Source organism: bacterium (assembly GCA_035307765.1).
In the GTDB taxonomy this organism is placed as follows: domain Bacteria; phylum Sysuimicrobiota; class Sysuimicrobiia; order Sysuimicrobiales; family Segetimicrobiaceae; genus Segetimicrobium.
In genome coordinates this window covers 126,737-138,529 of sequence record DATGHU010000023.1, presented here as the reverse complement: position 1 = coordinate 138,529, position 11,793 = coordinate 126,737, and the positions used below count along the sequence as shown (strand labels likewise).

8 protein-coding genes are annotated in these 11,793 nt (G+C 63.6%); all 8 read right to left on the bottom strand.

Annotated features, from left to right (window positions below; genetic code table 11):
- Positions 1 to 41: 41 nt before the first annotated feature.
- The 8 genes from VKV57_07555 to VKV57_07520 all read right to left on the bottom strand — a co-directional run bounded on the left by VKV57_07555 (position 42) and on the right by VKV57_07520 (position 11,722).
- On the bottom strand, positions 42 to 455 hold the full coding sequence (locus VKV57_07555) for a prepilin-type N-terminal cleavage/methylation domain-containing protein (protein HLW59768.1): 414 nt from the start codon (positions 453 to 455) through the stop codon (positions 42 to 44).
- A 73-nt stretch (positions 456 to 528) separates the two neighbouring features.
- The gene (locus VKV57_07550; protein ID HLW59767.1) at positions 529 to 2,658 is read right to left on the bottom strand and encodes a hypothetical protein; all 2,130 of its coding nucleotides are present in this window, start codon (positions 2,656 to 2,658) and stop codon (positions 529 to 531) included.
- A 648-nt stretch (positions 2,659 to 3,306) separates the two neighbouring features.
- A complete protein-coding gene (locus tag VKV57_07545; protein HLW59766.1) occupies positions 3,307 to 3,714 on the bottom strand; it encodes a prepilin-type N-terminal cleavage/methylation domain-containing protein in 408 nt (135 codons plus the stop codon).
- A 364-nt stretch (positions 3,715 to 4,078) separates the two neighbouring features.
- Positions 4,079 to 5,662, bottom strand: a complete 1,584-nt coding sequence (locus VKV57_07540) for a glycosyltransferase family 39 protein (protein ID HLW59765.1) — start codon at positions 5,660 to 5,662, stop codon at positions 4,079 to 4,081.
- A 287-nt stretch (positions 5,663 to 5,949) separates the two neighbouring features.
- Positions 5,950 to 7,167 carry a type II secretion system F family protein gene (locus VKV57_07535; GenBank protein ID HLW59764.1) on the bottom strand — a complete coding sequence of 406 codons (1,218 nt, stop codon included), beginning with the start codon at positions 7,165 to 7,167 and terminating at the stop codon, positions 5,950 to 5,952.
- Between the two features lie 65 nt (positions 7,168 to 7,232).
- Complete coding sequence (locus VKV57_07530) at positions 7,233 to 8,378, bottom strand: type IV pilus twitching motility protein PilT (GenBank protein ID HLW59763.1); 1,146 nt, start codon at positions 8,376 to 8,378, stop codon at positions 7,233 to 7,235.
- A 45-nt stretch (positions 8,379 to 8,423) separates the two neighbouring features.
- Positions 8,424 to 10,121 carry a type II secretion system ATPase GspE gene (gene gspE, locus VKV57_07525; protein HLW59762.1) on the bottom strand — a complete coding sequence of 566 codons (1,698 nt, stop codon included), beginning with the start codon at positions 10,119 to 10,121 and terminating at the stop codon, positions 8,424 to 8,426.
- Between the two features lie 53 nt (positions 10,122 to 10,174).
- The gene (locus VKV57_07520; protein ID HLW59761.1) at positions 10,175 to 11,722 is read right to left on the bottom strand and encodes a DnaB-like helicase C-terminal domain-containing protein; all 1,548 of its coding nucleotides are present in this window, start codon (positions 11,720 to 11,722) and stop codon (positions 10,175 to 10,177) included.
- Between the last annotated feature and the right edge of the window lie 71 nt (positions 11,723 to 11,793).

The window sequence follows — 11,793 nt, the reverse complement described above, 5'->3', positions numbered from 1 at the left end:
ACCCAAAAGGCGCGGGGGCTAGACCGGATGGCATGAAATCGCTAATATGTCGACCCGCCCCCGGACGACCCGTCATTCGACAACGTGATCCAGATACTATCGGTGCCGCCGAGCGGGGAGAGGGTGCCGCTCATCGTAATCGTGATGGCCGATCCCGTCCCGCTGATGGAGGGGGTGCTCCAATGAGCCCCATTGGGCATCACCAGTCCTACCGATGCCGCCGTGGGGGTGATGTCAAATGAGGAGTTTTGTTGATAGTAGGCCCACTCCAAGCTCTTGATTTCCTGGAGGATGTTCTGAGCTTCGGCCTTGTAGCCTTTCTTTGTCGCCGACAAGTACCTGGGCAGCGCGAGGACTATGAGAATACCCAGAATCGCGAGCACAACGACCAGCTCGATGAGGGTAAACCCCCTGCTCCTTGGACTTCGCAAAACTAAGGGACCGTCCAATCGCACACATGCTCTCCCTGCCTTGGGCAGACCGCACTGCTCGAATCTTAAAATACCCAAGTCCTCATGGGTTAAGACCTCAACGCTCGCTCGTGCGGCCCGGTTCTGTCGCTGTCCGGTGGAGCTTGGCGCGGGTAAACTCCATCAAGAGCGGCCCAGAGGCGTTGGCGGGGACGTCGTTGGAGAATCTTGTCGGGTAGGGAAAGTACACGGTGTCTGCGGAGATCCCGTACCGAGACACGACACCCCCCAGCACCTGGGAGGAACCGATGACGGCCAGCCCAATTCTCCCGTCCTCCCGCGGGCCGGCCCAGAGCGCGCTGTGTTGCCAAAACCGGGTTCCCGGGGTATTGGAGCCAGACGCCGAACACCCCCAATTCGGCAGGAGCCCTAGTTGCTCCAACCTGTGGAGACTCAGCTCGGACAAAGGCAACCCCCTCGCGACGTATTGGTCGGCGGCCGAGATGAGCGCAGAGAATTGGTCAACGGCAACTCTCCGCACCATGTCAATCGGGGTGAGGTTGCGATATGTCGCGAGAATGGACGCTGGCACTCGGTAGACGACGACGCCGCCTACGCGAACGGGCGCCGTCCGCAGCACGCCGAACAGCGCCGGCCAAGGGCCAGGCACCCGGTCGTCGACCACAATGGTCTGGATCTGGCCGGCCGCGAGAAACGCTTTGAGCTGAATCGCACGCTCAGGGATCAACGTCGCACATGCGAAGGTGTCCAGGATCGGCCAACTGGCAGCCTCTTTGGGGACAAACCCCACGTTCCCCGCAGCCGAGCGGAAATACATGCCGCTTTGTGCCTGCCAAAGCATCGCATTGCCCAATCCATCAAAGGGGATCACCAGCACGGTGCTCCCCGCAGGAATGTATTCCCGATAGAGTTTCCCCAGAAAGAATGGCGGAGTGTCGACGCGCTGCGCCCAGGCGAAGTTCCAGACGTTGGGCAACAGGGCCATTACGCTAAGGGTGGCCAGCGTCCACTTGACCCATCTGTGCGGTCCCGCCGCCGCCAGCCAGAGGGCGACGATGACAGCGATCGGCAACACCGCAAGGCCCATAAACCGCACGGGGAGGGCGACATTGAGTATCGGAACATGCAGAAAGAGCGCCCAGGGCATCTGAACCCAGGTGCGTCCTCCGACGTGCAGCACCGGCCCTAACGAGGCGACCCCGATCGCCGCGACGATCGCCACCAACAGCTTCCCGGTCCGCGTACGCCAGCGCGCCACACCAAATGCAACGATGACAGCGGTGAGCGGAAGCCCCAAGTAGGCCGTACCCTCGCTCAGGTTACCGGAGAAGATTTTGTTCCCCGTGGAAAGGAAATGACTGGCAAGGCTAATCGGCGTGGGGATCAGGATATTGAGGGCGTCGCTCGAAAACGTCGCGGGCGAAAATACAGGGCCGCCCAAGAATCCCCCCGTGAAAAAGCGGTAAAGGGATGGGCTCACCACAAGAGCGGCCAACGCGTAGGCAATCGCCACGAGCACGCCCACCTCGAAGATCGGTTGCCGGTTTGCACGCGGCGTGAAGATGATGACCAGAAGAAGAGCCGCCCCTCCAAACAGGGTCGCCGTGGCAAAAACCTCGAGCGAAATGCTGAATTGCAGAACAAGAGCAAGTGCCGTCACGCAGACGAACCGAGACGAACTCACGTGATTGTCGAGGCGAAGGAGCACGAGATAGACGAGCACCGGGACGAGGAAAATGAGAACGAGGTTCATGTGCCCGCCAAAGAGATGGCCGAGTTGATATGAAGAGAATCCAAAGAGATAGCCGGCCAAAAGCGCCGGCCAGAACGCGTTGGTGAGGTACCAGCATAGCAGGAATGCCGTCCACGCGGCCAACGGCAAAGCCACGAGCATCAGCATGTTATAGGCCACGATCGGCCCCAGGCTCGCGGTGATCGGCGAGATGAACAGGCTGGCCCCAGGAACGGACGTAGTCCGCGCAAGGTCGATCCCCGTCGGTGCCCAAATGTGATGCGTCATGAACGGGTTGAGCCCGTGCACTAACGCGTACGGCCACCAGGCCATGTACCAGATGAAGGTTGTTGGATCAGCACCCAGTCGACCGAGATAGTATTGGGAGGGGTGGCGCAGAATAGGCAGGCCGAAGAAGAGAATCGAACATCCCACGTAGACCCAGAACGCCCCAAGAAACCGCCCTTTGCGATTCAGCGATGTGGGTGAATTCACTGCATCTCCGCCGCGCCGGTCGCACGGACGATCCCCAATTCTTTTCATGAAACCCGGTTGGCATGAACGCCGAGGCGCCCGCAAGATCTAATTCTCGGCTCACGAGCGCACGCGGGCACACTTGGCCCAGGCGCGCCGTCACGATGCGTCGTCGAAGGTGCGCTTGGGGGCAGGGCCGAGAAGCAATCTTCCACAAGAGCAGATGGCGAGGCCAAATCTCCCGCGCACCGAGTTGCGTGACCCCGGCAGTCCAAGTCTCGTGGAACGAAAAGCCGTTCCGCTCGATTCCGGCGAAACCCAGTCGGGAGACGAGGAGTCTCATGCCGCCAATACCCGGTCTTGAATGTCCCTGACTGGACGTCGTCCGGAGTATGCCGCGCCATCAGCAAGAAACCTCCGTCAGGTCTGCCCGAACTTCGAGGAAGGTTTACTTGCCTATATACCCCAAATGCATGGGGGCCGGACTTGAGCGCGACGCAAAACGCGGCAAGAAATATCGGCAGGTTGCGAGCATGAACACTGCGAATTTGCGGGAAATTGGTTCGGGGAAGCGAAACGCCCCTACGTTACGTGTTGGGAGTGTTGTCTCCTCCCTATCCGCTCAGCGCCCAAAACGGGTGCTCGAGTACCTCTTAATAAGTGTGACCATCAAAAGCTTGAACCCCCGCTCGATGATCCGTCCGAGGAAACGGTGACCCATATGCTGTCCGTGGAACCGATCGGGGGAACGGCGCCGGACATCACGATACTCGCTTGGGTCGCGGTGCTGCTCCCAAGATCTGGGGTAAACCAATGCGCTTTGCCCGGCATCTGCACCCCGAGCGCGGTGATATCGTTCGTGAATGAGTTGTATTGCTGATAATACACCCACTCGAGAGTTTTCGCTTCCTGAAGGATATTGTCCGCCTCGGCCTTGTAGGCCTTCTTTTCCGCGGCGAGATAGCGGGGCACCGCCAGCGCTAGGAGAATGCTCAGGATCGACAGCACGACAACGAGTTCCATCAGCGTAAAGCCACGTTCCCGATCATCCCGCGCCCCGCGAAACCATGAACACACGATAGATCCCTCCCGGACTCTTGTTTCGCCCCTGCAAGCAGATTGTGTCTGAGTGATTCGAAATCACGACGCCGACCCCCCCATTATTCCGAATGAAACCTCTCATCGAATGATATGGAATTCTTCGTCCGAAATCGGCGTCGAGCGGAGGACCGAACGGGGACTGCCGCATGCGGTCATCGGGTGGGCCCTGGCGCAAGCCCGGGTCGCCAGACTCACGCCATTTGCACAGATGGGCACGGGGGTCAACGAGCGATGCCTCGGAGTGACGAGATGCTGGACGAGTCAAGCTTGCCAACCCCATGGGGCGACCGCGTCAAACCTAGGCAGATGCGGCAAGCTCCGGAAACGGGGGGGCGGCTGCCTACCTGTCGGACCCGACCTTTGAGCCTTCGTGGGGCGGGAGCGGTTGTCTATCGAAAAGATAGACCTCCGCACCGGATAGATTGCGGTGACCGGTAATTCGAAATGTTGAGGCGAGCGAGGCAAATATTCGCTGCCGCATGATCGCGCTCATCGGACCATTGACGATAAGCCATACCCGACGGTACCGAGCCACGAGATTCGGGATCGTCGACGGATCTCGAAGGGACCGCCCGATTGGCACCAGGGTGACCGATGGATGTGGCTCTCGAAGGTAGTATGTGAACGTTTGCTCGGCGGGGGTATCGACGTACACGAAGAAATCCCCCGGCTCGACGAGACCCCTCACCAAAGAAGCAGCGGCACGCCACCGGAAGGGACGGGCGGTGGGGTCGAAATAGTACCGATCCAGAACCGGCACGCTATAGAGCAAGAGGGCGGCCGTGAAGAGCGCGAGCGCCTGCCGCGGCTGCGCGTCGACCTGCTCCGCCACATCGAACGTGCCCTGGGCGAGAAACATTGCGTAGAAAGGAACTAGAAACGAGAACCATCGGGGAAGAAAGACGGGCTTCGCGAGTGAAAACGCGAACGCCACACCGATCGTCACGACAGGCGGCAATGCCAGAAGGGCCAAACCACTCCGGTCGGATCGGAGCGACATCGCACCCCGCCACAGGATCACGAGGAACGGCAGGATGACGATGAGCCGCTCGAGCAGGCTTAGCGAACTCGCGGAGAAGTAGCCAGCCGTCCCGAAGAGCGAACCCCCGAAGGCAAACAAGCCAAGCAGGTCGACTGGACTCGCCCAGGAGGCCGGCGCGGCCGACAGGCCTTGCGAACCCGCGACCTGGTACCAGAGCGAGGGAATCCACGGGATGTAGGAAAGAACGGTGACCCCGATGCTCGCGAGCCACGCTCGTAGCTGGGGTCGCTTCCAGCCGCCGACCCAACAGCCGTGAGCGAGAAGGACCAGAAACCCGAAGTAGTGCGTGTACGCCATCAAGACCGCGAACAACACATAGGTGCCCCAGCGGAATACCGTACCGCGTTCGATGCTCACCACCAGGGCGAGTGTGGAGGCGAGAACAAACACGCCCAACAGCGGGTACATCCTGGCCTCTTGCCCGGCCATGATCCCGAATGGAGAGACCGCGACGGCAAAAGCGCTGAGCAGGCTGATCGATGGGGAGGACACCTTTCGCATCAAGGCATAGGTTAAGCCCACCGATACGAGGCTCGAGCAGGCCGAGGGGATCCGGAGGGGGGCCTCGCCGACGCCGGTGAGACCAACCCAAACCTTCATCAGTGCATAGTACAGTGGCGGATGGAAATCGACGGTCCTGATAGTGGAAAACATCGCCTCCCACTTGAACCGGACGAGCCACACCACAAACATCTCATCGGACCAAAGACTCCTCTGGCCGAGCAGCGAGAAGCGGAGTCCGGCGGCAAGAACAAGGATCCCGCCGAGGGCTATGAGCGGGTTGGCGCTCAGGGTTTGCGCCCAGCGCCGAGATACGCTACACGCATCAGTGAGGGTCCTCGCCGCGGACGCGGCAGGGGCGAGCGGAGGAACCCTAGCCATTGGAATCCCCCGACGGGCCGATTCTTGCTCGCCACGGCAACGTTGGTTGCACCGAGGGCCGCCTCGGCCCGGGGGACGCGTGGACTGCCACCGGCTCAATCTCCAACAAGCCCGTGCAAAACCCACGCTGGCAGTTGCTCAACCCAGGCGGCGGAGGTGGGAAGTGCGGCCACCCATCGCCGCTGATCATTGAAATCCGGCCGACGTTCTCGGAAAGCCAAAGCCGCCCCGGTGAAAAAAAGAAAGGGCCGCGCGTCGCGAGGGCGCGGCCCGCCCTTGCACTCCCCTCACTTGACGGAGAGCGCCAGGTTGAAGATCGGCAGGTACAGCGAGATCAGCATCGCCCCGATCACGACCCCCATGCCCACGATCAGGATGGGCTCGAGGATCGAGGTCAGGCTGGCCACCGTGTTCTCGATCTCGGAATCGTAGAAGTCCGCCACCTTCGTCAGCATGGTCTCGAGCGACCCCGTCTCCTCCCCCACCTTCACCATCTGCACCACCATCGGCGGAAACATGCCGCTCGCCTGCAGCGGGATGGCGATGCTCTCCCCCTCCCGGATGCTGGTCCGCACCGCGTCCACGGCCGTGGCGATCACGACGTTGTCGATCGCCTTGCCCACCACCTCCAGCGCCTGCATGATCGGCACCCCGCTCGCCACCAGGGTCCCGAACGTCCGGCTGAACCGAGCGATGACGATCTTCTTGTTCACCGGCCCCAGGATCGGCAGCCGCAGCTTCACCCGGTCGTAGGCGGCCTTCCCGCTCGGGGTCCGCACGTACGCCCGCAGGACCCACAGCAGCCCCACGATCCCCACGACGAGCACGTACCAGTAGTGCCGGATCAACTGGCTCACGCCCATGGCGATCTGGGTCGGCAGCGGGAGCGCGGCGTTGGACCCCAGCTCTTTGAAGAACGTCGCGAACTGCGGGATGATCACGACGGTCATGAACAGCAGCGCCGACAGCGCCGCGCACGCCAGCAGGACCGGGTACGTGGTCGCGGACTTGATCTTCTGCCGCAGCGCCAGCTCCTTCTCCAGGAAGTTCGCCAGCCGGATCAGCACCTCGTCGAGGACGCCGCCCGCTTCGCCCGCCTTGACCATGTTGACGTAGAGGTTGCTGAACGCCCGCGGGTGCTTGGCCAGCGCGTTGCTCAGCGTCGCCCCGCCCTCGATGTCGCCCCGGATCTCCCCGATGACCTCCCGCAGCTGCTTCTGCGTGGTCTGCTCCTCGAGAATGGTGAGGGTCCGCACCAGGGACAGGCCGGCGTTGACCATCGTGGAGAACTGCCGGCTGAAGATGGCCAGGTCCTTCAGCCCGATCCCGCGGAAGCGGGCGATGTACTCCTCCACCCCCACCGGCTCCGTCTTGCGGTGCAGGTTGGTGATGAAGAACCCCATCTCCCGCAGCTTCTGCGTCACGGTGGCGTCGCTCTCGGCCTCGATCGCCCCCGCCAGAACCTTCCCGGTGGTGTCCCGGGCGGTGTACTCATAGACCGCCATTGCCTCTACCCTCCGTTGGTCAGTCGCATCTTTGGTGCCCGGACGCCGCGGCAGCCCCGCGGCGCTCAGGCAATCAGCTTGCGCAATTCGTCGGGGTGGATGGCGCGCGCGATCGCGTCCTCGGCGCTGACCAGCCGCCGCCGGTAGAGATCGGCCAGCGCCATATCCATCGTCTGCATCCCATACTGCGCCCCGGTCTGGAGGGCCGATTCGATCTGGTGGGTCTTGGCCTCGCGGATTAGGTTCCGGATGGCGGGGGTCGCGATCATGATCTCCATGGCGGGCACACGCCCGATCTCCTCCAAGGCCGGCCACGTCCGCTGGAGAGTGGTCGTCGCCGCCGCCACCCGCCGCTGCCCGTCCATCCGGGCCGCCCCCTTCGCCAGGTACCGCGCGTTGGTGAGCAGCTGCTGCGAGAGCACCGCCTCGATAACCGAGGCCAGCTGGATCCGGATCTGCTGCTGCTGGTAGGGGGGGAACACGTCGACGATTCGGTCGATGCTCTGCGCGGCGTTCGCCGTGTGCAGCGTCGCGAACACGAGGTGGCCGGTCTCGGCGATGGTCAACGCGGCACCGATGGTCTCCAAGTCCCGCATCTCGCCGACCATCACGACGTTCGGGTCCTCGCGCAGCACCCCACGGAGCGCGTTGGGGAAGCTCTGGGTGTCGAACCCCAGCTCGCGCTGGTTGACGATGCTCTTCTTGTGCTCGTGGATGTACTCGATCGGGTCCTCCACCGTCACGATGTGGGCGGCCCGCTCGGTGTTGATCGCGTCGATCATCGCGGCGAGCGCGGTGCTCTTCCCGTGCCCGGTCGGCCCGGTGACGAGGATCAACCCCCGCGCCTTGCGCGCCAGGTCCTTCAGGATCGGCGGGAGGTTCAGATCATCGATCGCCGGAATCGAGGATGGGATCGACCGCATGGCGATACCGGTGGCGCCCCGCTGCCGGTACAGGTTGACGCGGAACCGCCCCAACCCCTGGACGCCGTAGGAGAGATCGAGCTCCCAGGTTTTCTCGAATTTCTGCTTCTGGAACGCGTTGAGCATGCTGTACGCCAGCTGGGAGGTGTCCTCCGGCGTCAGCACCTCCCGGTGTTCGAGGGGCTGCAGCTTCCCCCACACCCGGATCGTCGGCTTCCGCCCGGCCGTCAGATGCAGGTCGCTGGCCTGGGCGTCGGTGGTTTCCTTCAGCAGCTCGTTGATGTGCATCCCGATCCCCCCGTCGATTGGTTGGTCTCCGTGATGAGTGTGCGCTCAGTCATCGACGAACACGACGTCGAGCACTTCTTCCGGACTGGTGATCCCCAGGACGACCTTCTCCAGACCGTCCTCGGCGAGCGTCCACATCCCGTTGCGGATGGCCGCTTCCCGGATCTCGGTGAACGACGCCTCTTTGGTGATGAGGGTCTTGATCGTTTCGTCGCACACCATGATCTCGAAGATGCCGGTCCGTCCCCGGTAGCCGATCTTGTTGCAGTGCTCGCATCCGACCGGCCGGTAGATCGGGACCTGCCCGTCGGCGGCGATCATCGAGGCGCCGAGGCGTGCCAGCACCTCCGGCGGCGGCGTGTAGACCTGCTTGCACCGGTCGCACAGCGTCCGCACCAGGCGCTGGGCGATCACCCCGACCACGGAGGAGGCCACCAGGAACGGCTCGATCCCCATGTCGACGAGTCGGGTCACCGCGCCCGGGGCGTCGTTGGTGTGCAGGGTGCTCAGCACGAGGTGGCCGGTCAGCGCCGCGTGAATCGCGATCCGCGCCGTCTCCTCGTCGCGGATCTCCCCGACCATGATGATGTCCGGATCCTGCCGCAGGAACGACCGCAGCCCGTTGGCGAAGCTCAGCCCCGCCTTCGGGTTCACCTGCACCTGGTTGATCCCGCTCATCTGGTACTCCACGGGATCCTCGATCGTGATGATGTTGGTCTCCGTCGAGTTGAGCTTGTTCAGGATCGTGTACAGCGTCGTCGTCTTTCCGCTCCCGGTGGGCCCGGTCAGCAGCACGATCCCGTGGGGCTTCGTGATCATCGTCTCGAAGCGCTGGCGGTTGTCCGCCAGCAGCCCGACCTTCTCGATGCCGACGACGGTCTGGCTCTTGTCCAGGATCCGCATCACCACCTTCTCGCCGTAGACCGTGGGGATGGTGCTGACGCGGAGATCGATCTCGCGGTTCTCCACCTTCAGCTGGATCCGGCCGTCCTGGGGCAGCCGCCGCTCGGCGATGTCCATGTCCGCCATGATCTTCACCCGGGAGATAATGGCGTTCTGGATGTGCTTGGGCGGCGTCATGACGTTGTAGAGGGCCCCGTCGATCCGGTAGCGCACCCGCACGCGCTGCTCCTGCGCCTCGATGTGGATGTCGCTCGCCCGCTGCCGCACCGCCTGCAGGATGATGCTGCTGACCAGGCGCACCACCGGGGCCTCGTCGACGAGTTTGCGCAGGCTGTCGAGCCCCATCTCGTCGTCGGACTCGGTCTTGATCTCCTGGATCATCGCCTTGACGCCCTCGTCCAACGCGGGGTACTGGTTCAGCACCCGCGTGAACCCGTCGTAGGCGATGACCACCGGCTCGAGCTCGCACCCCATCTGACGGCGCACGTCGTCCAGCGCCAGGACGTCCAGCGGGTCGACCATCCCCAACCGCAGCCGGCCGTCGACCATCGCCAGCGGGATCAGCTGATGGCGCCGGGCCAGGTGCTCCGGGAGCGCGAGCAGGGCCTCCTCTTCGGGGATGTAGTCGTCGAGGTCGATGAACTCGAGGCCGAGCTGCTTGGCGATCGCCTTGGCGATGTCCTTTTCGCTGCCCACCCCCATCCCCAGGAGCACCCGCCCCAGGCGCTCCTTCCCCTGCTTCTGGAGGTCCACCGCCTCCGCGAGCTGTTCGGGGGTGATGAGCCCGGCCTCGACCAGTACCTCCCCCAGAAGTTTCCGCCGCCGTGACGTCGTCGCCACTCTGCTCCCTCCGCCCTACCGCTGCGCGGAACTTGCGTCCCGCGGGCTGATCCTCATGCGCGCGCGGGCTCGCCCTTCTTCAAGAGCCCGGTCTCCACGAGGTACTCATGGAACTGCTGGAGCTTGGCAAACCCGCGATAGTCGGCCCGGAACTCCTTCTCCAGCTTGTAGTCCAGTTCGACGAACTTGTTCAGGGTGACGAAGAACGCGTACTGCACGATGTACGACGCGCTGGCCGGCGCGTCGCGGTTCTTGTCCACGAAGAGGTTCACGATGTCGATCTGCGGCAGCGTCTCCGGATCGAGGTTCTCCGATTTCGCGTGCGACTCCAGGTACTCGTGGAGCTCCTTGGTGGCCTTCCAATCCTTGGCCAGCACCATCGCCACGTCGAGGTCGTACTCGAGATCGCCGCTGCCCATGCTGTGGTGCATGGTGGGACGCTCGTACTCGGAATACTCCGCGTCATCCTCCGCCGGGCGCTCGTCGAGCCGGCACCCCTCCTTGTCCAGGGGGGAGATGGCGAAGATCGGGCAGTTGAGCTCCAGGCTCATCTCCGCCAGGGCCGTGGAGACGAGATCGTTGCGCGCCTTCCAGTCCTCGATGTACTCCTCGAGCGGAATCTTCTGCAGGTAGTCCAGGAAGATGACGACATCGCTGGTCTGGAACTCCTGCATCACGTTGTAGACGTGGGTCCGGATGCGGCTGAGGGTGTCCTGGCGGCCGCCCTCGACAAGAAACACGTACGGGGCGAACCGCGCCATCCGCTCCTGCGCCGCCATCAGCTGGGGGGCGATCGGCTCGCCGCCGGGCTTCCCCCCCGCCAGGATGGTGGCGGGATCGATCCCGGCCTCCTTGGCCAGCAGCCGCGCGCCCAGGACCCGCGACGTCTGCTCCCACGAGTAGTACAGCACCGGGACGTGGTGGTTCCCGGCGACGTACGTCGCCAGCTCGAGCGCGAAGTTGCTCTTCCCGCGCCGCGGCGCGCCGGCCAACCCGTAGTAGAACCCGCGCCGCATGCCCGAGAGCAGAGCGTTGAGACGGTCGAACGGGCTGATGGAGAACCCGAGCAATCCCTCGTGGCCGGCCAACCGCGCGGAATCCTCGATCAGGGACGTCAGGACGTTCGTCACCGGCCCCAGGCGGCGGCGGACCCGCTGCTTCTGCAGGTCGATCAGCTTCTGCATCATCTCGGTGGTGAACTGCACGAGGTCGCCGTGGACGTCCTCGCTCCCGCCGAGAAAACTCCCGAGTTGATCGTGCAGCGTCTGCAGTCGCTCCCGGCTGTCGCGGTTGCGGAGGGATTCGACGAACGACATCAGCCGGCCGGCGTCCGGGGGGCGCATCGACGTCACCGCCCGGAGGTAGTGCTCCATCTCGGCGTTCAGGACCCCCCGGTTCTCCAGGTGGCTCCGCACCGTCACCTCGGTGATCGCTTCGCCGCCGCGGGACAGGTAGAGATCGATCAGGGCGTTGCACAGGCGCCGGGCGACGGGCGAGGGCAGCAGCTCCGGGGTGAACCCCTCGTTGAGCGCGATGGTGATCAGTTGTCGATCCCGAACAAACCCCTTCAGGATCGTCGCTTCCATATCTTCGTAATCCATCGACCGCCTCCGTTGCGAACGCCCGTCTGCAGAACCCCGCGGTCACCCACCGATCGTCGAGGTGAACACGT